Here is a 22,442-nt window from a genome sequence, read left to right as displayed (position 1 = left end):
CGAGAACTCCTGCGACTCAGTGGAAGACGATGTTGAGGGCGATGACCAGTACCAGGGCCATCCCGGCGAGCGGGACGGGCCTTGCGTACCAGGAGGCGCCGGCGTCGGCGGGGTCGGTGAAGTGTGACTTCGGGGTCTCCGAGTACACCAACCCGACGAGTTCCTTCGCCGGCTTCGGCGCCGTCACCATCGTCACCACCACACTGACGAGGATGTCGACCACGAAGGCCGCGGACGCCGCGACGAACGGCATGCCCTGACCGGGCAGGTTGATCACCCCGACCTCGGAGAGGATGAACACCACGACGGCGGAGAGGGTCCCGGCCACCAGCCCGGTCCACCCGGCGGTCGCGGTCATCCGCTTCCAGAACATGCCGAGCAGGAACGTCGCGAACAGTGGCGCGTTGAAGAACCCGAACAGCGTCTGCAGGTAGTCCATGAGGTTCGAGTACCCCGACGCGATGAGCGCGGTGAAGATGGCGAGCACGGTGGCGGCGACGGTCGCGACGCGGCCCACGCCGATGTAGTAGCCGTCCGGCTTGTCCTTGACGATGTACTGCTGCCAGATGTCGTAGCTGAACACGGTGTTGAACGCCGAGATGTTCGCCGCCATACCGGCCATGAACGACGCGAGCAGGCCGGCGACCGCGACCCCGAGGAGCCCGTTGGGCAGGATGTCGCGGATCATCAGCAGCATCGCGTCGTTGTAGGTGACGTCGGCAGCGTTGGGTCCGGTCTTGAGCGAGATCATGTCGCCGATGACCGCGGCGCAGATCATCCCGGGGATGACGACCACGAACGGGATGAACATCTTCGGGATCGCGCCGATGATGGGTGCACGCCGGGAGGCGTTCATCGAGTTCGACGCCATCGCGCGCTGCACCTCGACGAAGTTCGTCGTCCAATAGCCGAACGACAGCACGAAACCCAGACCGAACACGATGCCGATCACCGACCACACGGGACTGTCGAAACCGCTCAACGCATTCCCGGGCCACGAGGTCACCTGGTCGTGGATGGTCGCGGTGACCTTGTTGTCGCTCGTGGTGGCGACGATCTTCTCCTTCAGGCCGTTCCAGCCGCCGACCTTGATGAGGCCGAAGACGGTGAGCGGGACGAGAGCGGCGAGGATGACGAAGAACTGCAGCACCTCGTTGTAGATGGCCGCCGAGAGACCACCGAGCGCGGTGTAGGTGAGGACGATGACCGCGGCGACGATCAACGAGACCCATTGGCTCCAGCCGAGGATGACGTTGACGATGGTCGCCAGCAGGTACAGGTTGACCCCGGCGATGAGGACCTGCGCGACGGCGAAGCTGATCGCGTTGACGAGATGCGCTCCGGTGCCGAACCGTCGTCGCATGAACTCGGGGACGCTGCGGACCTTCGACCCGTAGTAGAACGGCATCATCACGACGCCCAGGAACAGCATCGCCGGGATCGCGCCGATCCAGTAGTAGTGCATCGTCGCCAACCCGATCTGGGCGCCGTTGGCGGACATGCCCATGATCTCGACAGCACCGAGGTTGGCCGACACGAACGCGATGCCCGTGACCCAGGCGGGCAGGCGCCGCCCGGACAGGAAGAAGTCGAGGCTCGACGAGATCTGGCTGCGGGCCAGATACCCGATGCCGAGGACGAACACGAAGTACAGGGCGATCAGCACGTAGTCCACGGCCCCGGCGTTCAGCCGGAGCACGGAGTCCGCGGCAAGCGTCATTCGACAACTCCTTCGGGTGGGCCACTGCCGTAGTGACCCGGGTCACGAGTGAACACAACCTCACACACTTCCGAACAGATTTCAACATCCAGCTTGTTTGATACTGTTCGTTTCACTTGTTGGCCCCGACAGAGGAGGTGCCGTGCTCCCCGCAGAACGCCGTCGCCGCATCCTCGACGTCCTGGACCGCGACGGCACCGCGCGCGTCACCGACCTCGCGAACGACCTGAACGTCTCCGAGATGACGGTGCGCCGAGACCTCGAGGCGCTGCAGGACGACGAGGCGCTGCACAAGGTCCACGGCGGTGCTGTCGCCCGACACAGCCGAGGTGAGGAGCCGCGGTCCTCGGCCAAGGCCGTCCGCGAGACCGCCGAGAAGCGGGCGATCGCCACATGTGCGGTCGACCTCGTCGAGGACGGCATGACGGTCGCCATCAGCGCGGGGACCACCACCCTCGAGGTCGCACGTCTGCTACGGGACCGGCCCTCGCTGACGGTGGTCACGAACTCGATCCCCATCTTCGTCGAGCTGACGGATCCCGATGTGGCACTGCGACCGACGAGACCGACCGTCGTCCTCACCGGCGGCACCCGCACACTGTCGGACGGGCTCGTCGGGCCCGTCGCCGACGCCGCACTCTCGTCGTTCCGGGTCGACGTGACACTGCTCGGTGTGCATGGGCTCGACATCGACGCCGGCTTCACCACGCCGAACATCGCCGAGGCCGCCACGAACCGTCGTCTCATCGAGATCTGCCGCACACTGGTCGTCGTCGCGGACCACACGAAGGTCGGGGAGGTGGGCGCCAACGTGATCGCGGACGTGGACCGTGCGGACACCCTCGTCGTCGACGACGGCCTGTCCGACGCCGCCCGGACGGTGCTCGGTCGTCGGATCCATGACGTCCGGATAGCGCAGGTGGTCCGGTGACCCCACGCCCTCTGCGCTCACCCGCCGTGACCACGCACCTCGCCGACGGACGGGCGATCGACTTCTTCGCGCTCGACGGGCATGCGCCGCACCCCGTCCCGGATCGGCGACCGCTCCCCGATCGCGCCGGACTGCACTCGGAGATCCGCTTCGACCGCCAGACCGGTGACTGGATCGCCGTCGCCGCCCTGCGTCAGGACCGCACCTACAAGCCGCCGGCCGATCAGTGTCCGCTGTGTCCGTCGCCGGACGGCACCGTCAGCGAGGTCCCGGCTCCCGACTACGACGTCGTCGTCTTCGAGAACCGCTTCCCCAGCCTGTCCGGGGCGGCTCCCGGGCAGCGGTTCGATCTCCCCGATACGGCGTCGGCCGACCTTGTCAGCGCAGCCGGACACGGCCGGTGCGAGGTCATCTGCTTCTCCAGCGACCACACCGCGTCCTTCGCCTCGCTCTCGCACGACCACGCACGCCTCGTCGTCGACGCGTGGCGCACCCGCACGGCCGCGCTGCTCGCTCTACCCGGCGTGGCGCAGGTGTTCTGCTTCGAGAACCGCGGGGAGGAGATCGGCGTGACGCTGACGCATCCGCACGGCCAGATCTACGCCTACCCCTACCTGACCCCACGGACCCGGTCGATGATCGCGCGCGCCGACGAGCACCGAGACCGCACCGGCCGCAACCTCTTCGAGGACATCGTCGCCTCGGAGGTGACGTTCGGATCCCGGATCGTCGTCGACCACCCGCTCGCGGTGGCGTTCGTCCCGTTCGCCGCTCGATGGCCGGTCGAGGTGCACATCCACCCGCGTCGCCGTGTGGCGAACCTCGTCGAGCTGACCGACGACGAACTCGACGCACTGACCACCGTCTACCTCGACGTCCTCGGTCGATTCGACCGCCTCTACGACGCCCCCCTGCCCTACATCGCTGCGTTGCATCAGTATTCGGGTCGTGAGATCGACGCCGAAGGTGCTCTGCACATCGAGTTGATGTCGGTGCGGCGTTCGGCGACCAAACTGAAGTTCCTCGCCGGGTCGGAATCGGCCATGGACGCCTTCATCACCGACGTGACCCCTGAATCGGTCGCCCGACGCCTGCGCGACATCATCGCCGAGGCCGAGGCGTGACCGTCGTCGCGTCCGCACCAGGACGCGTGAACCTGCTCGGTGAACACACCGACTACAACCACGGTTTCGCACTTCCCATCGCACTGACCGAACGCACCGAGGTCCGCTGGTCACCTGACGAATCCCGTCATCTCCTCATCGACGCCGACGGATACGGGCGGCTGTCGATCCCGGTCGGCGTCGCGCCCGGTGAGGTCGACGGATGGGCCGCCTACGTCGCCGGCGTCGCGTGGTCTCTGGGGGTCGAGGGCCGACCGGTGACCGGCGGCCGACTGCACGTCACCAGCGACGTCCCCGTGGGGGCCGGCCTCAGTTCGTCGGCGGCGCTGCAGTGTTCGCTCATCGGCGCCTTCACCGCTGTGACCGGGACACCCGATCGACTCAGCTGGGCCCGAATCGCCCAGCGCGCGGAGAACGACTTCGTCGGTGCCCCGACCGGCCTGCTCGACCAACTGGCGTCGCTGCACGGCGAGGTCGATCGGGCGCTGCTGATCGACTTCGACTCGCTGACCGTCGAACCGGTCCCGTTCGACCCGACCACCGCCGACGTCACCCTCGTCGTGATCGATTCGCACATCACCCATGGACACGCCGGCGGCGAGTACGCCGCCCGTCGGGCGTCGTGTGAACGAGCTGCCGCCGATCTCGGTCTGCCGAATCTGCGCTCTGCGACCCCGGGACACCCCGACGACGTGCTGGCCGCGGTGCGCGACGACGTCGACCGACGACGGGCGCGCCACGTGCTCACCGAGAACACCCGCGTCCTGCGCGTGTGCGAGTCCCTCCGCGACGGTGACCTCGCTGCGGTCGGCGAGATGATGGACGCTTCCCATGCCTCCATGCGCGACGACTTCGAGATCACCACGCCAGGAATTGATCTCATCGCGGCGACCGCGCGCTCGGCCGGTGCGCTCGGCGCCCGGATGACCGGCGGCGGCTTCGGAGGCTGCGTGATCGCCCTCGTCGAGACGGCCCGCGTCGACACCCTTGTCGCATCGGTGGTCGCGGCCGCGGAGCACGCGGGTGGGCCCACACCGACCGCGTTCACCGCGCGCGCCGGCCGCGGCGCCTCGGTCGATCAGGTGCGCTGATCGCCGCGGCCCGCGGCGCCGATGATGTCGAGCAGGTCGTCGGGGCAGTCGCGCATCAGGTTGTGGCCGCCCGCCAACGCATGTGTCGTCCATTCCGTGTCATCGGCCAGTCGGCGATGGGTCGGTGCGAACGGTGAACCCTCCCATCCGGCCGCAAAGACGTAGATCCGCTCGCCGATCGCCGAGAGATCCGCACGCAGGGTGATGCGCTGCATCAGCGACGCCAGCGGGTGGGCCGACGCCCGGGCATCGAAGAACGGCATGGCCGGAACACCGAAACCCGACGCGTCCACCTCGGAATACCACTGTCGCTGTTCATCGTTGGTGAGCATCCAGCACGATTCGCCGTCGCGGGGCACGAACGCGTCGAGGTACACCGCGGCCACCACCCGCTCGGGAGCCCCCAGTCGGTCGACGACTCCGGTGATCACCATGCCGCCGTAGCTGTGCCCGACGAGCACCAGCGGATCGTCGGCAGCGTCGACGGCGAGCGCCGCGACCACATCGTCGATGTGGGTCTCGAGGTTCACGCCACGATCGGCGAGGTGGGCCCTCTCGGACACCCCGGTCAACGTGTAGGCGAGGACGCGGTGTCCGGCCGCGCGCAGTGTCGCGGCGAGTTCGTCGAAGCACCATGCGCCATGGCAGGCGCCGGGGATGAGGACGTAGGTGGGTTGCTGGGTCATGGTCTCTCCCTTCCACCCTCCACGCTGGCCGTCGGGAAACCATAAGTCCAATACATTGCTGCTCTACAAAGAATAACCTCTCGCTATGGAACTACGTCAGCTCGAATACCTGGTGGCCGTGGCGGAGGAATCGAACTTCACCCGCGCCGCGGACCGCTGTCGTGTCGCGCAACCGGCCGTCAGTGCCCAGATCGCGCGCCTGGAACGCGAGCTCGGCCGCCCTCTCTTCGACCGGAGTCGGCGCGTCGTCCGACTCACCGACGCCGGGCAGGCAGCACTACCTCATGCACGTGCAGCCCTGGCGTCCGTCGCCGACGTCGCCGCCGCCGTCGACGAGGTCGGAGCCGTGATCCGCGGAACCCTCCGCATCGGGACCGTCGCCTCGCACGACGTCGATCTCGCGTCGCTCCTCGCGGACTTCCACGATCAGCACCCCGCCGTCGACATCTCCCTGGACACCGACGATTCCGACGCGTTGATCGCACGGCTACGTGACGGCCGGATCGACGTGGCGATCGCGTCGATCGCGGTCGACGACACACCCGCGTCCCTCGCCGTCGAGACCATCACCGATCAGGCGATCGTCGCGGCGGTGTCGACCGGCCATCCCCTCGCGGCGAACGAATCGGTGGGACTCGACGAGCTCGTGGGGCTCCCGTTGATCGCCCTACCGGGCGGAACAGGTCTGCGTCGGCAGTTCGACAGGGCCTGCGCAGCTACCGGGGTGTCGGTACGCATCGCCTTCGAGGCCGGCACACCATCCGCACTGGCCGATCTCGCCGCCCGCGATCTCGGAGTCGCGATCATCCCGGAATCCCTGGCCCGGTCTCGGCCGGACGTCGCGTCCGTCGAACTGCATCCGCAGATCCGGGCCCGCCTCGTGTGGGCGTGGCGGGGCGACGGCCGTGTCGACCCCGCCACCGGGGCCTTCCTGCACAGCGCTCGTCGGCCCGACACGGGTCGGTGGCACTGAGCCGACGACTGCGCCAGGCAGATGCCAACGGCGTCAGAGCCGGTCGAGGACGAGTCCGGTCTTGAGGATGTCCCCGTGGTAGAGCCATCCCTTGCCGTCGGCGATCGAGATCGCCTGCGATCGTAGGTTCGACGCCTCCGACCGGGTGTCGACGGTGAACGAGAGCTCGATCACCGTCTGTGTTCCCGATCCCGATGCCGCGGGCACCGTCACCACCTCGATGCTCGGCTCGGTGCCCTGCCAGGATCCGCGGTAGACCGTGGTGGTCACCGGTCCGTGCGCCGATGAGCCCGAGAGCCGGTCGGTCCCCCAGTGCTTCGCCGTCCAGTCGTCGAGTTTGCCCGGGATCTTCGACACCAGCAGTGATCGCGCGGTGGATTCACCCGGGAGCGTGGTGCCGGGACACGCCGACGCGCTCGATGTCTTGTCGTTGCTGAAGCTGAGCTCCTGCCGGCCGTACCCCCAGTCGACCTGGGCGTCGTAGTTGGTGTCGGAGGAATCGAACCCTGCCGCATCGGCCGTGGTGAGCGCGGCGTCCACGTTGCCGTTCGTCACGTCGAAGCGCTTCTTGTAGTTCACCTCCAGGTCCTTGCCGCTCTTGTGGCGCAGCCGCACGCTCCACCCCTGCCCGGCCAGGGCCCGCGAGTCGGTGTCGAAGTACTCGTAGGAGCGTGTCGAGGCGGATGTCGAGAGGCCGAACGCCGACCGGACCGCCGCGGTCGGGACACCCGATCCGTCGATCGCCGAGGCGAGGAGGTCCAGCTTCACCTCGTAGTCCGGAACGGCATTCGTGTCGGCGTGAGCGGTTGCGGCAGCGGCACCCAGCGAGACGGTCAGGGACGAAGCGATCACCAGTGCGCGGAGACGACGGGTCATGACCGGAGATCGTGCGCCGCGCTCATGAACTGCGGGGGCCACGCCATCCCACCGCCCGTTCACCGTGCCGTCACCGCGTGGCAGCCCCACCTTGGTAGGTCTGCGCGATGCACATCACGCGAGAACCCCTGCTCCGCAGGGCATTGATGGTCGCCGGCACCGCCTGCCTGGTCGCGACGAGCGCATGCTCGTCGGGGTCGTCCGCCGCCGACGACACCCTGGCCGCGGACGCAGGACGCCCCACGACGTTCAGCTACGAGCAGATCCTGCGGGCGACCGGGGGCGCCACTCCCGTGCGGTACGCCGCACCCGCTCACGGGACCATCCGACCGGCATCGGACGGCGGGATCACCTACATCCCCACCGACGGGTACACCGGCACCGACAGGATCGTCGCCACCACGTCGGCGGCGGTCTCGCTGTACCCGTCGGACATCGGCCCCCTGGCCACCGTCGGCGGCGTCCCGATCGGCGGCAGCGGCTACGGCTCGGCGTTCACCCCGGTTCCCGGTACCACCGACGAGTTCTACGGTCTCACCGATCGCGGGCCGAACGTCGACGGACGCACCGACACCGAGAAGGTGCTGCCGCTTCCCGACTTCCATCCGGCGATCGGTCGTTTCCGCCTCGTCGACGGCCGGGCCGAGCTCGTCTCGACCATCACGCTGACAGGGCCGGACGGCAGGCCGCTCAACGGTCGGGTCGACCCCCGGGCGTCCACCGGCGAGACCCTGGTGGACCTGTCGGGGACAGCGCTGCCGACGTCGGACCACGGACTGGACACCGAAGGTCTCGTGGCCCTGCCCGACGGGACCTTCTGGGTCTCCGACGAGTACGGACCGTTCATCGTCCACCTCGACTCGTCCGGCAGGGAGTCGGCCCGTCTCTCCCCGTTCGACGGATCGCTGCCCCGCGAGTTGTCGCTGCGCACACCCAATCAGGGGATGGAAGGCCTCACGATCACCCCGGACGGCACCACGCTGGTCGGCATCATGCAGTCGGCACTGAGGACACCCGGGTTGTCCGGCTCCGCGAAATCGGTTCCGGTGACACGCATCGTGACCGTCGACCTCCGGACGCGCGCGGTCTCGGAATACCTCTACCCCCTGGCGAACCCGCAGAAGACGAAGGTCGCGGTCTCGGAGATCACCGCGCTGAGCGGCACCCGGTTCCTGGTGGACGAGCGTGACGGGAAACTCGAACCCGGCGCGAACAAGAAGCTCTGGATCGCCGACATCTCCGCCGCGACCGACGTCGGCCCCCGTTCGCGCGTCGCCGGGGCGCGCTACGACGCCGGCGCGGGCGGCCTGCTCGTCGGGGGACGCCCGATCGAGACCGTGGTCGGTGTCACCACCGACACCGCCGCCGTCGCGCACCTGCGGTCGATGGGGATCACCCCGGCGAGCAAGACCCTCGACGTCGACCTCGGCGGGCTCGTCACACGCCTCGACCCGAGCGGCGGATTCTTCGGCCACGACAAGGTCGAGGGTGTCGCCGCCCTCGACGGGGGGACGCGACTGGCGATCTCGAACGACAGCGACTTCGGCCTGGCCGGGCTCGCGTCGACGACGCCGCGGTTCACGCTCAGGCCGAAGGTCCTCGCGAACGGCCTGCAGGACTCCGGCGAGGTGCTCGTCCTCGACACGACGCAGCTCTCCGGGACCGGCCGGGACACCGTGCCGACCGCCGAGACCGACATCTCGGTGTCCGTGCGCTGACCAGGCGGCGTCGTCCGCGGTCGGCAGCGTCCACACGCCGTCGGATGCCAGACTGATGCGATGACGCGCTCCCGATGGGTCCCCGTGTCCGTCGCTGCAGCCTGTGCGGTGCTGGTGGGCGGGGTGGCCGCCTGCGGTTCCGACAGCCCGTCCCCGACGTCGGACCCGCCCGCGGTGACCGTGACCGGCACCGGCGAGGTGCAGGGCACGCCCGACACCCTCACCGCGACCGTGGGCGTCACGACACGGGCCGACGACGTGTCGAGCGCGATCGCCCAGGCCGGCAGCAGGGTCCAGGCCGTCACCGCCGCGGTCGAGAAGGCCGGCGTCGACCGCAAGGACGTGCAGACCGAACAGGTGTCGCTGCAGCCGCAGTACGCGGGCTCGGCACCCGGAGTGGGCCCGTCGGTGACGGGGTACGAGGCCACCAACACCGTGCGGATCACCGTGCGCGACCTGTCCCGCGCGTCGACGGTTCTCGGCGCGGCCGTGGACGCAGGTGGCAACGATGCGCGACTGTCCGGTGTGGCGTTCCGCATCGACGACGACTCCCGTCTGCTCGGTGACGCACGACAGCGCGCGTTCGACGACGCCAAGACCCGCGCGGAGCAGTACGCGAAGCTCTCGGGCACCTCGCTGTCGCGGGTCCTGTCGGTGCAGGAGAACGTGACCGGACAGCGACAACCGCTGTCCGCCGACAGTTCCGCGCAGGCGTCGACCGTCCCGATCGAGCCGGGGCAGCAGAGCGTGACCGTGTCGGTCACCGTCAAGTGGGGGCTGCGGTAGGCGCCCACGGTCGCCACACGCCGCGTGCTCGGCGGGTGGTGCTCGTCGTGCTGCTGGTGGCACTGGTGCTGTGCATCGGGGGCGCGGTGGACTCCGACGCCGAGGACGTCCAGGCCAACCGGCGCATCGGTCCGGTGTTCATCGACGGCGACAGTCGCCACACCTGCACGGCGTCTGTCGTGCACTCGACGCACGGCGACCTGATGGTCACCGCGGCGCACTGCCTGACCGGCGTGCACGGCGCGATCACCGTCGCGCCGGGTTACGACCGTGGCCGGACACCGTTCGGCACCTGGCGGGTCGACGCGGTCTACCTCGATCCCGACGTCGCTGCCGAACCCGACGTCCTCGACTTCGCGGTGCTGCGCGTCGAACCCCGCCACGGGCGCTCACTCGAGGCGGTCACCGGCCGCGGGTGGTCGCTGGCGGCGTATCGCGCAGGGATGCGCATCCGCGTCGTCGGGTACGGGGCGGGTGAGGGCGACGCACCGGTCGGGTGCCGTGCGCGGACCGCCACGATCGAGGGCATCCCGACCATCCGCTGCCGTGGCCTGGTCGACGGCACCAGCGGCTCCCCCTGGCTGCGGGGCCGGTCGATGGTCGGGATCGTCGGCGGGTTCCGCCAGGGCGGGTGTGTCAGCTTCATCTCGCATTCGCCCCCGCTGCTGCCACGACTGGCCGTGCTGATCGCCCGCGCCGACCGCGGCGGCCCCGGCGACACACCACCCGACACGTCTCCCGACGACTGCTGACCCTCGGGGTCAGTAGATGTAGACCACCGCGTCGTCTCCCCCGGTGCACGTCACGATGGCGGCCCGGGCGGCGCACCGCATCGTGATCCGCTCGCCGGTCTCGGGGCTGGTCGCGGTCACCGGACGCGGGAGCTGACCGGGGCGCCCGCTCTCGGCGTAGGCACGCCGGACCCGTTCGGCGAAACCACACGTCGTCACCGACGACCCGACCGACGAGGCGCGGTACAGGTCGTAGGGAGGGAACAGGACCGGGCACGGTCGGGAGCCCCGGGGTGCGCCGGCGACGGTCGCGGGCGCCTGTGACGGACGCGTCGACGACGATGTGGACGACGACGGTCCCGATGTCGAGGGTCCCGACGTCGAGGGTCCTGATGCGGTCGACGGAGCCGGGCCGGGGGTGACCGTGACCGTCGAGGGGGACGTCGAGGCGATGACGGTGTCGAATGCCCCGCCCGATCCACCGCGTCCGAGGACCGTGTAGCCGACGATGGCACCGGCCGCGAGCAGGAACACGACGACACCGACGATGAGCACGATGACGGCCACCCGCGTCGGGCCCGCGGGGCGGACAGGGCGCGGCGGCTCGGTCATACCGGCTGATCCTACGGACACCCGGGCCGGGTGACTCGGCTACGGCGCGGTGCGCTGCCTCGACATCTACGGCGCAGTGCGCCAGGAGTTCATCCCCAGGATCACCATCACGAGTTTGCGCTGGGTCCGGGCGATGAGTTCCTCGTCGTCGTCGGCACCGCGGGACTCGAGCAGACTCGCCACCGCCTGCAGCATGACGGTGACGATGAGTTCGGCGGCGAGCTCGAGGTCATCGGCGTTCCAACGCGCCATCTCGGGGATGCGTGAGAGGTCGATGGCCAGTTCCTTGACGAACAACTGCAGCTCGGTGTCGATCGCGCGCCGGATCTCGCTGACACCGCCGTGCTGCTCGCGCACGAGGAACCGGAACTGGGCCTCGTTGGTCCGTACCTGACGGACGAGGATGTCCAATGAGCTGGCGGCTGTCGGGACGGCCGCCCGAGCCGCGAGATCCCGACGGCCGTCACGCAGCATCCGCCGCAGCACCCGCATCGCGTCCTCGACGAGGGTGACGCCGAGATCGTCCATCGACGCGAAGTGACGGTAGAAGGCGGTCGGGACGATGCCGGCGGCCTTGGCCACCTCCCGCAGGCTCAGACTCGAGAAACTGCGCTCGGCGACGAGCGCCAGCGTCTCGTCGAGAAGCGCCTGTCGGGTGCGGCTCTTGCGTGCCGAACGGCTCTCCGAGGCATCCACGGCCGGACGCGCCGAGCCCACGGAGTCGCGCGCTCGACCGTGCGGGCGCGCGGAGGCGTGATCCCTGGGCCGCGGCACGGTGCCGAGTCTAGGCATCTGACCTGTTGTGACAGCGGTTACACGGCTCTGCCCTTGACCGCGTACCGCGCGACGGTGGCACACTGTCAGTGCACACCTGTTCACTGAAATGCCCGCGGGAACCCGCCCGCCCCACACCGCCGACCCCAGGAGGCGACGATGTTCGACCGCTTGCCCACGTTCGTCGGATCGGTCATCGAGGCCGCGCTGGCGCCGCACCCCGTCGACCGCTACCTCGAGCTGGTGGACCCCATGGTCACCTGGGACGAGATCCGCGCGCGTGTCGTCGAGGTCTCGCGTCCCACCCCGCGTGCGGTTCGTCTGACCCTGGCACCCACACGCCAGTGGAAGGGACACAAGGCGGGCCAGTACGTGCAGCTCAGCGTGGTGATCGACGGCGTCCGGCAGACGCGTTGCTTCTCGCCCGCGAACGCCGAGAGCGGCCCCGACGGCACCATCGAGCTGACCGTCACCGCCCACGACGGCGGCCACGTCTCGCGCCACCTCTACGACACCGCGGCGGTCGGCGACGTCGTCGGCCTGACCCCCGCACAGGGCGAGTTCGTCCTGCCCGAGGATCGTCCGCACGCGGTCACCTTCGTCAGCGGCGGCAGTGGGGTGACACCTGTTCTCTCGATGGCCCGCACCCTGCTGGCGCAGGGGTACCGCGCGCCGATCCTCTTCGTGCACTACGCGGCCGGGCCCGACGACGTCGCCTACGCCGACGAGCTCCGAGAACTCGCCGATCGCCACGACACCGTCGACGTGCGGGTCGTCCACACCCGCGTGGACGAGACCGCTGCGCACAGCGGCCATTTCGTCGCCGACCATCTCGTCACGTCGTCCGCCTTCACCGACGACGCCCCCGTGTTCGTCTGCGGCCCGGCCGGGCTCATGGACGACGTCCGCGAGTTCTACTCCGCGCGCGGTGCGCTCGAGCTGGTCCACAGCGAGGCGTTCACCGCCCCGGACGCGTTCGTCCCCGACCCCGACGAACCGGTGACCGGCGAGATCCGCTTCAGCCGGTCCGGCGCGCAGGCCGAGAACGACGGTCGCACCCTGCTCGAGCAGGCGGAGGCGGCCGGGCTCACCCCGGAGTTCGGGTGTCGCATGGGCATCTGCTTCTCCTGCACCGCCCCGAAGAAGTCGGGCTGCACCCGCAACGTGCTCTCCGGCGAGCTGGACACCGACACCGACAAGCACATCCAGCTGTGCATCTCGGCGCCCGTCGGCGACGTCGAGATCGAGATCTGACCCGCACGCCACCGCACCGACCAGGATCCATCGAACGGCGAACCCCAGGAGGATTCGATGACCATCATGACGCTCCCGACCACGGTCGAGACCGACGACACCGACACCACGACGTCGGCGGCGACGGACCCCACGCAGCTCACCCTGTCCTACGAACAGGTCGAGGAACTCGGCCGCGACCTCGACGCCCTGCGCGCCCGGGTCGTCGGCGACCTCGGCCAGTCCGACCGCGACTACATCTACAAGATCATCAAGGCGCAGCGGACCCTCGAGGTCACCGGCCGCGGGATGTTCTTCTTCGGCTGGTTCCCGCCGGCGTGGATCGCCGGTGTCGCGGCACTCAGCGTGTCGAAGATCCTCGACAACATGGAGATCGGCCACAACGTCATGCACGGCCAGTACGACTGGATGCGCGAGCCGTCGCTGAACTCGCGGGAGTTCGAGTGGGACACCGTGTGCCCGGCCGACCAGTGGCGCCACAGCCACAACTACATGCACCACACCTTCACAAACATCGTCGGCGAGGACCGCGACATCGGTTACGGCATCCTGCGCATGGACCGTGACCAACAGTGGAACCCGTACTACCTCGGCAACCTCGTCTACGCCTCGGCGCTGATGGTGCTGTTCGAGTGGGGCGTCATGCTGCACGACCTCGAAACCGAGAACATCGTCGCCGGCAAGCGGAAGTGGAGCGACGTCAAGGGCCTCGTGAAGGGCATGTGGCGCAAGGCGAGCAAGCAGGTCCTCAAGGACTACATCGTCTTCCCTGCCCTCACCGGGCCGCTGTTCCCGCTGACGCTGGCGGGCAACGTCAGCGCCAACCTCGTGCGCAACCTGTGGACGTTCTCGATCATCTTCTGCGGCCACTTCCCGTCGGGTGTGCAGACGTTCACCCCGGAGGAGTGCGAGAACGAGACGAAGGGCCAGTGGTACCTGCGACAGATGCTCGGCTCGGCCAACATCGAGGGCAGCCCGCTGTTCCACATCATGAGCGGGAACCTCTCGCATCAGATCGAGCACCACCTGTTCCCCGACATCCCGGCCAACCGGTACCCGGAGATCGCGCCGGAGGTGCGCGCCATCTGCGAGAAGTACGGATTGCCCTACAACACGGGCGGTTTCACGCATCAGATCGCCTCGACGTGGAAGAAGATCGCGAAGCTGTCGCTGCCGAACTCGTGGACCTCGGACGACGTCGAGTTCAGTGTTAAGGTCGAGCGCCAGAAGGACGCCGCGCAGGCGTCCTGACGTCGCGTCGCACATCCCGGGAGGTCACATGGTCGGGCGGTTCGAACGCAACAAGGACCTGCTGCAGGAAGCAGTCGAGTCCACCGCCACCCACGTGGGTCGGATCGCCACGATCATCACCGGGGCAGTCGCCGACATCACCCGCGAGATCGGCGATCTCGTGACCGACGGTCTCGAGATGCGTGACGCGGCCAAACGCGCACAGCTCGACGATGTCGACGACGTGGCCGCGCTCCCCACGGCACGGTCCGCTGCGGACCAGGATCTCGAGGACCTGGCAGACCTCGACGTCGATCCGACGCGCGAGGGCGACATCGACGACCACCGCGTCTGACCGATCGAGACCGACGGCGGCCCACACCACGTGCGGGCCGCCGTCGTCGTCTCGTCCGTCCGCGCTCGCCCGACTACGCTCCGTCCATGACAACGGCCCACCGGCTCCGCGTGCCGGCGATGATCATCCTGACCTTCGCCATGTTCATGGACCTCATGGACGTCACCATCGTCAACGTCGCGCTCCCCGCGATCCGCGGTGACCTGAACGCCTCACCCTCCCAACTGGAGTGGGTCGTCGGCGGGTACATCCTCGCGTTCGCGTCGGTGCTCATCACCGCCGGTCGCCTCGGTGACCGGTACGGGCGCCAACGCGTCTTCATCGCCGGGATCGTGGGGTTCACCCTCGCGTCACTGCTGGCGTCGCTCGCCCAGAACGGCGACGTACTCGTCGCGTCCCGCGTCGTGCAGGGGCTCTTCGCCGGGCTCATGGTCCCGCAGGTGCTCGCCAGCGTGCAGGCGCTCTTCGCGCCCTCGGAGCGCGCACCGGTCTTCGGCGCCATCGGTGTGGTGACCGCGATGGCCGCCGTGATCGGTCCGGTCCTCGGCGGCTGGCTCGTCACCTCCGACCCGCTGGGCGGGGAATGGCGCTCGATCTTCTACATCAACGTCCCCATCGGCGTCGTCATCGTGATCGCCGCCCTGATCGTCGTGCCCAACACCACCGTCGACCGGCCCTCCCCCATCGACCCGATCGGCGTGGTGCTCGCGGTCGGCGGCATCCTGCTGCTGGTGTACCCGCTCATCGAGGGTCGTCAGCTCGGCTGGCCCGTGTGGGCGTTCGTCCTCATGGCCGCCTCGCCCGTCGTCCTCGCCCTGTTCGTCCTCTACGAACGGCGGCACGGCGCCGACTCCGCGATGATGCCGATGCGACTGTTCGCCGACCGCGGGTTCGTCGGCGGCGTCGCCATCCAGTTCCTGTTCGCCGGGTCGATCAACTCGTTCTTCCTCATCCTCGCGCTGTACGTCCAGACCGGACTCGGCTTCTCCGCCATCGGATCCGGGGTGCTGACGCTGCCGTTCAGCGTCGGTGCCGTCCTCGCCGCCGGCATCGCCGCCGCGTTGGTGTCGAGGGTCGGTCGTGTGCTCCCGATGGTCGGGGGTGTGTTCATCTCCGGTGGGACCGCCGGGGCCATCTGGGTGTTCCACCACGAGGGCGGTGGCTACTCGGGGTGGGACACCGTCATCCCGATGGCGATCGCCGGTGTGGGGCTCGCACTGACGCTCGTACCACTGCTCGACATCGCCCTCGCCACCGTCGCCGGACGGGACTCGGGCGCCGCGTCCGGCGTCCTCAACACGTTCCAGCAGGTCGGCGGTGCCGTCGGCGTGGCGGTGGTCGGTGTCGTGTTCTTCGACAACGTCGGTCGCTACACCCCCGACGACCTGCTGCACGCACTGGTCCTCGCGGCTGCGGTCCCCGTCATCGGTTATGCCCTGGTGGCCGTGGCCTCGATCCTGCTCCCGTCGATCTCGTCGGTGCGGGCACACCTCGCGGCACAGACCGAGGGCGCCGACACCGAACCCGATGCCGACGGTGTCGTCGTCGCGACATAGAACCAGCGTGACGCGAATGGTGGGCGCCCCGATCTGCGATGTCTACCCTGGTCGGGTGCTTCCCGAATCCCTGCGCTTCCCCAACCCGGTCAACGAGTACGCAGCCCGCTCCACCGCAGCTCTGGTGGTCGTGCTGGCGGTGATCGCCATCGTCGTCGACTCCCCGGTGGTGTACGGGATCCTCGCACTGGGGTTCTTGCTCCGCGTCATCTCGGGTCCGACGCTGTCACCGTTCGGCCAGCTCTCGGTCCGGGTCATCGTGCCGGCGTTGAACAAGACCAGGCTCGTCCCCGGCCCGCCGAAGCGGTTCGCGCAGGCGATCGGCCTCACCATCACCGGTCTGGCCTTCGTGTTCAGCCTCGCGGGTCTCGGCGCCGCCGCCCAGATCACCGTCGGGCTCGTCGTGGTCGCCGCGCTGCTCGAATCCGCGTTCGGGATCTGCCTCGGCTGCATCGCCTTCGGGATCCTCCAGCGGAAGGGCATCATCCCCGAGAGCGTGTGCGAGGCCTGCAACAACATCTCGCTGCGCCAGCCCGCCTGAGGGCCCCAGGAGGTCAGGCGCAGGAGGTCAGGCGCTCAGGGCGATCCCGTCGAGGATGTCCTTCTCGCTGACGACGAGCTCCGTGATCCCTGCGCGGTCGGCGAATTCGCGCGCCAGCTCCAGGGTGACGATCGACCCGCCGCCGATGACGTCCACACGACCCGGATGCATCGGCCCCAGGGCCGCGCGCTCGTCGCGCGTCATCCCGACGAGACCCTCACACACCTCACGCAGACGGTCCATCGGCACACGCATCCGGTGGATGCGGTCCGCGTCGTAGGCGGGCAGGTCAGCGGCCAGCGCCGCCAGTGTCGTCATGGTCCCCGCGACCCCCACCCAGGTGCGCGCTCGGTCCACCGGGACCTCGTCGAACGCGGCCTGCAGCTCACCCCGCGCGACCTCGTGCGCGGTGGTGACCTCCTGCGCGGTCGGCGGGTCCGAGGCCAGGACACGCTCCGTGAGGCGGACGCATCCGATGTTCACCGATCGCGCCGCGACGACCTCACCGCCGACACCGAGCACCACCTCCGTCGACCCGCCACCGAGATCGGTGACGACGAACGGCCCGTCGGTCGCCTCGAACTCGCCCACGGCACCCGCGAACGACAGACGCGCCTCCTCGTCACCGGTGATCACCTCGGCCACCGCACCCGCGACGACCGGGGCCAGGACCTCCCGCGTCATGTCGAAGAAGACGTCTCGGTTCGCGGCGTCGCGCGTCGCCGACGTCGCGACCATGCGCACGGCCTCGACCTCGTGCTGACGCATGATCTCCGCGTAGTCCTCGAGCGCCTCGCGGGTGCGGGCAAGCGCCCCCTCGGTGAATCGCCCGGTGGCGTCGACGCCCTCGCCGAGCCGCACGACCCGCATCTCGCGGTGCAGGTCGGTGAGCACGCCGTCGACACGCCGCGCCACCAGCAGACGGATCGAGTTGGTCCCACAGTCGACCGCACCCACCACCGTCACGGTGTGTCCTCCTCGAGGCTGTCGTCGTCGGGAATGTCGTCGTCGGGGATGTCGTCGGGCCAGTCGTCGGGAAGGGCCGCGCCGCGCAGGTGCGGCGACCGCGCGGCGACGGCGACAGCCTCGTCCCCGAGGGGATTGACGCCCGGTCCCTTCGCGAGCGCATGCGCCATCAGCACGTGCAGACACTTCACCCTGTCCGGCATCCCGCCGCCGGAGAACGTGGTGCCGAGCGAGTCGATCGCGTCCCGCTCGGCGAGGTAGCTCTCGTGCGCCCGCCGATATGCCTGTGCGAGAGACGGATCGGACTGCAACCGCGCGGTCATCCGACGCATCAACCCGGCGGACTCCTGACGACTCGCCTCGGCGGTGAGCCGGGGGTCGGTGAGGTAGTAGAGGGTGGGGAACGGGGTGCCGTCGGGCAGTCGTGGTGCGGTCTTCACCACCGCCGGGACGCCGTCGGGCGTGCGGTAGCTGATGGCGAGGACTCCGCGGGGTTCCCGGCCGAGCTGCGCGGCGACGACCGCCAGGTCCTCGGCTGTCGGGTCCTGCGACCCCGGATGTCCTGGGGTCGAGGTCACTGCCCCGCCGGCGTGGACACCGCGTCCAACAGATTCGTGTACCAGGGGTTCGACGCCTGCCGTTCCGCCCGCTTCTGGTCCTCGGACTTCTCGGGTGGCGCGGGGTACTGCATGACGAGCGGCGTCTCACCGGGCATCACGAAGTTCAGACGTTGCCGTGCCTGTTCCCGGATGTAGGAGGGGTCGTTCTGTTCGTCGACCTTCTTCCGCAGGTCGGCGACCTGACGGCTGATCGTCGCGTTCGCCGACCGCAGCTGCTCGGCCTCCGATCGCTGCGCGAAGTACGTGCGCAACGGCACCGCGAGCGTCAACGCGACGGCGCTGATCACCAGCGCGAGGAGGACGGCCTTCTTCGGGCTCAACCCACCGACGGTCAGATGCTCGAGTGAGGCCGGGACACGTCGGCGGGTCGCCACGACCGGTCGCGACCGTTCCCGCGCCTCGACGACCGTGGGTGTGGTGTCCTCGCCGGAGTCGTCGGCGGCCTGTACCGCGTCGAGCGGGTCGGGACCGAGCGCGTCGTCGACGACCTCGTGTCGGGAGGTGCGACGACGCCCCTCCCCCGACCGGTTCTCCGGGCGGCGGCCGGTGGAGCGGCGGTCGTCGACGCGCCGACGCGCGGACGACCCGGCCGACCGGCCGTCCCGTCCGCGCGATCCGGAGCGTCGCTGTGCCATGGGAGTCGTCAGCCCTCGAACGAGAACCGCGGGAAGGCCAGGTCACCGGCGTAGCGGGCAGCGTCACCGAGCTGCTCCTCGATGCGCAGCAACTGGTTGTACTTCGCGACGCGCTCGCTGCGCGCCGGGGCACCGGTCTTGATCTGACCGCAACTGCAGGCGACCGCGAGGTCGGCGATGGTGGTGTCCTCGGTCTCGCCCGACCGGTGGCTCATCATCGTCTTGTAGCCGCTGTTGTGGGCCAGCGCGACGGCGTCGAGCGTCTCGGTCAGCGTGCCGATCTGGTTGACCTTGACCAGCAACGCGTTCGCCGCACCGCGGTTGATGCCCTGCTCGAGGCGTTCGGGATTGGTGACGAACAGGTCGTCGCCGACGAGCTGGACGCGGTCACCGATGGAGTCGGTGAGGGCGACCCAGCCGTCCCAGTCGTTCTCGTCGAGCGGGTCCTCGATGGAGACGAGGGGGAAGTCGCCGATGAGCTGACCGTAGAACGCGGCCATGTCCTCGGCCGAGTGGGTCTTCTTCTCGAAGGCGTATCCGGTACCGGCGGTGTAGAACTCGGTCGCGGCGACGTCGAGGGCGAGAGCGACGTCGGCACCGAGGCGCAGACCGGTCGTGCCGATCGCCTCGCTGATGAGTTCCAGCGCGGCGGTCGTGCCGGCGACGTCGGGGGCGAAGCCGCCCTCGTCACCGAGTCCGGTGGCCAGACCCTTCGACTTCAGCACCGACTTCAACGCGTGGTAGACCTCGGCACCCCAGCGCAGTGCCTCCTTGAAGGTGGGCGCACCGAGCGGCGCGACCATGAACTCCTGGACGTCGACACCGGTGTCCGCGTGCGCGCCACCGTTGAGGATGTTCATCATCGGCACCGGCAGGATGTGCGCGTTCGGACCGCCGAGGTAGCGGAACAGCGGCAGCCCGGCGGACTCGGCGGCACCCTTGGCGACGGCCAACGACACGCCCAGCAGGGCGTTCGCGCCGAGCCGGCTCTTGTCCGCGGTGCCGTCGAGATCGAGGAGAGCCTGGTCGACGACCCGCTGGTCGTCGGCCTCGATGCCGATGACCGCGGGTGCGATGTCACCGAGGACCGCCTCGACGGCCTTCATGACGCCCTTGCCGCCGTAGCGCTCGCCGCCGTCGCGGAGTTCGACGGCCTCGTGCTCACCGGTGGACGCACCCGACGGCACCGCCGCCCGGGTGAACGTGCCGTCCTCGAGTGCCACCTCGACCTCGACGGTCGGGTTGCCCCGGGAGTCGAGGATCTCGCGGGCCCCGACCTGCTCGATGATCGCCACGTGACCTCACCTTTCGTAATGCGCGCCCCTCCCGGCCGCATCGGTAGGCCGGGGTCGTGTCGCGTCAAAGACTAGTGCGTGGGGGTCGACGTGACCGGTCGGACTCGCCCGGGCGGGTCACCCCATCCCTCGCAGATGGTCAGAAACGGACGTTCACCGAGTACGCGTTGGCGTGGTCACGGACGTCGAGCACGTACTTGCGCGAGTTGTTGTACACACGCACGGCCTTCTGCCAGCCCTCGGGTGTGGTCAGGTCGCCGCCGGAGACGCACAGGTACCGGGCCGCGGACAGCGCCGCGTCGTCGATGTTGTCCGGGTTCGCGACACCGTCGCCGTTGGCGTCGACGCCGTACCGCTTCCACGTCTCGGGGATGAACTGGAAGGGACCCATCGCGCGGTCGTGCTCGGCGTCGCCGTCCATCGTCCCGCCGTCGGTGTCACGGATGGTGAGATTGCCCGCGGTGCCGTCGAGTTTCACCCCGCGGATGGGCGGGCTGACGTCGCCGTTCGGGGCTATCCGTGCACCCCGGTAGGTGCCGTGTTTGCTCTCCACGCCGGCGATCCCGGCGAGGGTGGTCCAGGCGATGCCGCATTCGGGGTGTTGCTGACGCTGGATCTCGGCGGCGTTGCCGTAGGCCTCGAGCGCGATCAGCGGGATCCCGGTGCCGGACGCGAGCGGGCGGGCCCAGGCGTCGAGGCGGTCGGCGGTGCGTCCGGGGGCGTTGATTTCGAGGTAGGGAACCGCGGCGCCCGGACCGGGTGGGATCCCGTCGGGGATGTCGACCGAGGGCCGGCCCGGGAGGTCGACGCATGCCGTCGCGCCGAGCGCGATGCCGACGACCACGACGACCGATGCGGCCGACCCGACGACGCGTCGCGGTGCCCGACGGCGAGTGCCCGGCATCTCCTCACCCCTCCTGTGCCCGACGTTCACGGGCTCAGCCTGCCAACTTCTGGGCGGTGATTATGGTTCCCACGCCGCGGAGGGGTACTGTCCGCTGAGGCCAGCCTAACCGAAGGTTGTGCAGCCTAAGCTCTCTCGTCCGTGGCCGGAAGGGGTCGAACCGTGAGCACTCCCTCGGTCACCTCCCAGTTGCTCGGCAGCGGCCTCATCGGGGTCCGCGAGGGCCTCGAGACCGGCATCGTCGTGATGATCCTCGTCGCCTTCCTGGTCAAGTCGGATCGCCGCGACGCCCTCCGCTGGGTGTGGCTCGGGGTCGGTGCCGCGGTCGTCATGGTGCTGGCCGTCTTCGCCGGCATCCACTACGGCACCTCCACCATCTCCGGTCTCGCCGCCGAGGCGGTCGCCGGCGTGGCATCGCTGGTCGCGGTCGTCATCGTCACGGGCATGGTCCTGTGGATGCGGCGCGCGGCCGCACACATCTCCTCGGATCTGAAGGCCGGGATGGGCCGCGCCCTGCAGCTCGGCGCACCCGCGGTCCTTCTCCTCGCCTTCCTCGCGGTGGGCCGCGAGGGCCTCGAGACGGCCCTGCTGATGGTCGGGTACGCCGAGAACACCTCCGGGAGCAGCTGGCCGCTGGTCGGTCTGGTCGTCGGGGTGCTGGTCGCGGTCGTCATCACCATCGGGCTCTACCAGGGCACGGTCCGCATCGATCTGCAGAAGTTCTTCACCTGGACCGGCGCCTTCCTCGTCGTCGTGGCCGCCGGGATCCTCGCCTACGGCGTCCGGGCGATCCAGACCGTCGGCTGGCTCCCGGGGCTCGGCACGCGCGCCTTCGACATCTCGTCGGTGTACGACCAGTCCTCCTGGTACGGCACGCTTCTGGCCGGCATCTTCAACTTCCGCCCCGACCCCACGCTGGGCCAGGTCGTCGCCTGGTGCGTGTACCTGGCCGTCGTGATGACCCTCTTCTTCCGTCCCTCCCCCGCGTCGCGCGTCCGTCCCGACTCCGCGAGCACCCCCGTCCCGGCCGCCTGAGCGGTCGACCGTCGAGAAAGGCACCACCG

The 22,442-nt window shown here is 69.4% G+C and carries 23 protein-coding genes; 13 read left to right on the top strand and 10 right to left on the bottom strand.

Features of this window, described 5'->3' with window-relative positions; genetic code table 11:
* Positions 1 to 16 precede the first annotated feature (16 nt).
* Positions 17 to 1,720 carry a sodium:solute symporter family protein gene (locus ACXVUM_RS14615; RefSeq protein ID WP_458522500.1) on the bottom strand — a complete coding sequence of 568 codons (1,704 nt, stop codon included), beginning with the start codon at positions 1,718 to 1,720 and terminating at the stop codon, positions 17 to 19.
* Between the two features lie 142 nt (positions 1,721 to 1,862).
* Between ACXVUM_RS14615 and ACXVUM_RS14610 the strand changes: the two genes are divergently transcribed.
* From ACXVUM_RS14610 to galK, 3 genes are read left to right on the top strand one after another with little or no spacing between them, the layout of a single operon-like run.
* Positions 1,863 to 2,651, top strand: coding sequence for a DeoR/GlpR family DNA-binding transcription regulator (locus tag ACXVUM_RS14610; RefSeq protein ID WP_458522499.1), 789 nt, complete (start codon positions 1,863 to 1,865; stop codon positions 2,649 to 2,651).
* Positions 2,648 to 3,775: a galactose-1-phosphate uridylyltransferase gene (galT, locus tag ACXVUM_RS14605; RefSeq protein ID WP_458522498.1), complete on the top strand. Its 1,128-nt coding sequence runs from the start codon at positions 2,648 to 2,650 to the stop codon at positions 3,773 to 3,775. Before ACXVUM_RS14610 ends, galT begins: the two co-directional genes overlap by 4 nt.
* Positions 3,772 to 4,866, top strand: coding sequence for a galactokinase (gene galK, locus ACXVUM_RS14600; protein WP_458522497.1), 1,095 nt, complete (start codon positions 3,772 to 3,774; stop codon positions 4,864 to 4,866). Before galT ends, galK begins: the two co-directional genes overlap by 4 nt.
* On the opposite strand, the gene ACXVUM_RS14595 is transcribed toward galK, so the two are convergent.
* The gene (locus ACXVUM_RS14595) at positions 4,854 to 5,552 is read right to left on the bottom strand and encodes an alpha/beta fold hydrolase (protein ID WP_458522496.1); all 699 of its coding nucleotides are present in this window, start codon (positions 5,550 to 5,552) and stop codon (positions 4,854 to 4,856) included. The two genes, galK and ACXVUM_RS14595, sit on opposite strands and share 13 nt — an antisense overlap.
* 85 nt (positions 5,553 to 5,637) lie before the next feature.
* Between ACXVUM_RS14595 and ACXVUM_RS14590 the strand changes: the two genes are divergently transcribed.
* On the top strand, positions 5,638 to 6,525 hold the full coding sequence (locus ACXVUM_RS14590; protein ID WP_458522495.1) for a LysR family transcriptional regulator: 888 nt from the start codon (positions 5,638 to 5,640) through the stop codon (positions 6,523 to 6,525).
* A 33-nt stretch (positions 6,526 to 6,558) separates the two neighbouring features.
* Here the strand turns inward: ACXVUM_RS14590 and ACXVUM_RS14585 are convergent, their stop codons facing one another.
* Positions 6,559 to 7,401, bottom strand: a complete 843-nt coding sequence (locus ACXVUM_RS14585; RefSeq protein ID WP_458522494.1) for a hypothetical protein — start codon at positions 7,399 to 7,401, stop codon at positions 6,559 to 6,561.
* Between the two features lie 107 nt (positions 7,402 to 7,508).
* On the opposite strand from ACXVUM_RS14585, the gene ACXVUM_RS14580 reads away from it, so the two are divergent.
* From ACXVUM_RS14580 to ACXVUM_RS14570, 3 genes are read left to right on the top strand one after another with little or no spacing between them, the layout of a single operon-like run.
* A complete protein-coding gene (locus tag ACXVUM_RS14580) occupies positions 7,509 to 9,119 on the top strand; it encodes an esterase-like activity of phytase family protein (RefSeq protein ID WP_458522493.1) in 1,611 nt (536 codons plus the stop codon).
* Between the two features lie 60 nt (positions 9,120 to 9,179).
* The gene (locus ACXVUM_RS14575) at positions 9,180 to 9,905 is read left to right on the top strand and encodes an SIMPL domain-containing protein (protein ID WP_458522492.1); all 726 of its coding nucleotides are present in this window, start codon (positions 9,180 to 9,182) and stop codon (positions 9,903 to 9,905) included.
* Positions 9,906 to 9,940: 35 nt separating this feature from the next.
* On the top strand, positions 9,941 to 10,657 hold the full coding sequence (locus tag ACXVUM_RS14570; RefSeq protein WP_458522491.1) for a trypsin-like serine peptidase: 717 nt from the start codon (positions 9,941 to 9,943) through the stop codon (positions 10,655 to 10,657).
* A gap of 9 nt (positions 10,658 to 10,666) precedes the next feature.
* Here ACXVUM_RS14570 and ACXVUM_RS14565 read toward each other — a convergent pair whose 3' ends face one another.
* On the bottom strand, positions 10,667 to 11,248 hold the full coding sequence (locus ACXVUM_RS14565) for a hypothetical protein (RefSeq protein WP_458522490.1): 582 nt from the start codon (positions 11,246 to 11,248) through the stop codon (positions 10,667 to 10,669).
* A gap of 66 nt (positions 11,249 to 11,314) precedes the next feature.
* The gene (locus tag ACXVUM_RS14560; RefSeq protein WP_458522489.1) at positions 11,315 to 12,022 is read right to left on the bottom strand and encodes a TetR family transcriptional regulator; all 708 of its coding nucleotides are present in this window, start codon (positions 12,020 to 12,022) and stop codon (positions 11,315 to 11,317) included.
* A gap of 159 nt (positions 12,023 to 12,181) precedes the next feature.
* Here ACXVUM_RS14560 and ACXVUM_RS14555 point away from each other — a divergent pair, with 159 nt between their 5' ends.
* From ACXVUM_RS14555 to ACXVUM_RS14535, 5 genes are all read left to right on the top strand, one after another.
* Positions 12,182 to 13,276: a ferredoxin reductase gene (locus ACXVUM_RS14555; protein WP_458522488.1), complete on the top strand. Its 1,095-nt coding sequence runs from the start codon at positions 12,182 to 12,184 to the stop codon at positions 13,274 to 13,276.
* Positions 13,277 to 13,333: 57 nt separating this feature from the next.
* The gene (locus ACXVUM_RS14550) at positions 13,334 to 14,527 is read left to right on the top strand and encodes a fatty acid desaturase family protein (RefSeq protein WP_458522487.1); all 1,194 of its coding nucleotides are present in this window, start codon (positions 13,334 to 13,336) and stop codon (positions 14,525 to 14,527) included.
* Positions 14,528 to 14,555: 28 nt separating this feature from the next.
* Positions 14,556 to 14,861, top strand: a complete 306-nt coding sequence (locus ACXVUM_RS14545) for a hypothetical protein (RefSeq protein WP_458522486.1) — start codon at positions 14,556 to 14,558, stop codon at positions 14,859 to 14,861.
* Between the two features lie 86 nt (positions 14,862 to 14,947).
* Positions 14,948 to 16,417, top strand: coding sequence for a DHA2 family efflux MFS transporter permease subunit (locus ACXVUM_RS14540; RefSeq protein WP_458522485.1), 1,470 nt, complete (start codon positions 14,948 to 14,950; stop codon positions 16,415 to 16,417).
* Between the two features lie 16 nt (positions 16,418 to 16,433).
* On the top strand, positions 16,434 to 16,958 hold the full coding sequence (locus ACXVUM_RS14535) for a DUF4395 domain-containing protein (protein ID WP_458522882.1): 525 nt from the start codon (positions 16,434 to 16,436) through the stop codon (positions 16,956 to 16,958).
* 27 nt (positions 16,959 to 16,985) lie between these two features.
* On the opposite strand, the gene ACXVUM_RS14530 is transcribed toward ACXVUM_RS14535, so the two are convergent.
* The 5 genes from ACXVUM_RS14530 to ACXVUM_RS14510 all read right to left on the bottom strand — a co-directional run bounded on the left by ACXVUM_RS14530 (position 16,986) and on the right by ACXVUM_RS14510 (position 21,378).
* The gene (locus ACXVUM_RS14530) at positions 16,986 to 17,924 is read right to left on the bottom strand and encodes a Ppx/GppA phosphatase family protein (RefSeq protein ID WP_458522484.1); all 939 of its coding nucleotides are present in this window, start codon (positions 17,922 to 17,924) and stop codon (positions 16,986 to 16,988) included.
* Complete coding sequence (locus ACXVUM_RS14525) at positions 17,921 to 18,502, bottom strand: DUF501 domain-containing protein (RefSeq protein ID WP_458522483.1); 582 nt, start codon at positions 18,500 to 18,502, stop codon at positions 17,921 to 17,923. The genes ACXVUM_RS14530 and ACXVUM_RS14525 overlap by 4 nt, the downstream gene beginning before the upstream one ends.
* Positions 18,499 to 19,179: an FtsB family cell division protein gene (locus ACXVUM_RS14520; RefSeq protein WP_458522482.1), complete on the bottom strand. Its 681-nt coding sequence runs from the start codon at positions 19,177 to 19,179 to the stop codon at positions 18,499 to 18,501. Before ACXVUM_RS14520 ends, ACXVUM_RS14525 begins: the two co-directional genes overlap by 4 nt.
* An 8-nt stretch (positions 19,180 to 19,187) precedes the next feature.
* Positions 19,188 to 20,474, bottom strand: a complete 1,287-nt coding sequence (gene eno / locus ACXVUM_RS14515; protein WP_458522481.1) for a phosphopyruvate hydratase — start codon at positions 20,472 to 20,474, stop codon at positions 19,188 to 19,190.
* A gap of 139 nt (positions 20,475 to 20,613) precedes the next feature.
* On the bottom strand, positions 20,614 to 21,378 hold the full coding sequence (locus ACXVUM_RS14510) for a lytic transglycosylase domain-containing protein (protein WP_458522480.1): 765 nt from the start codon (positions 21,376 to 21,378) through the stop codon (positions 20,614 to 20,616).
* Positions 21,379 to 21,540: 162 nt separating this feature from the next.
* On the opposite strand from ACXVUM_RS14510, the gene efeU reads away from it, so the two are divergent.
* On the top strand, positions 21,541 to 22,413 hold the full coding sequence (efeU, locus tag ACXVUM_RS14505; protein WP_458522479.1) for an iron uptake transporter permease EfeU: 873 nt from the start codon (positions 21,541 to 21,543) through the stop codon (positions 22,411 to 22,413).
* Positions 22,414 to 22,442: the final 29 nt, after the last annotated feature.

Source organism: Williamsia sp. SKLECPSW1, from assembly GCF_054332755.1.
The sequence above is the reverse complement of the archived record's forward strand: the minus strand, read 5'-3'. Positions and strand labels throughout refer to the sequence as shown.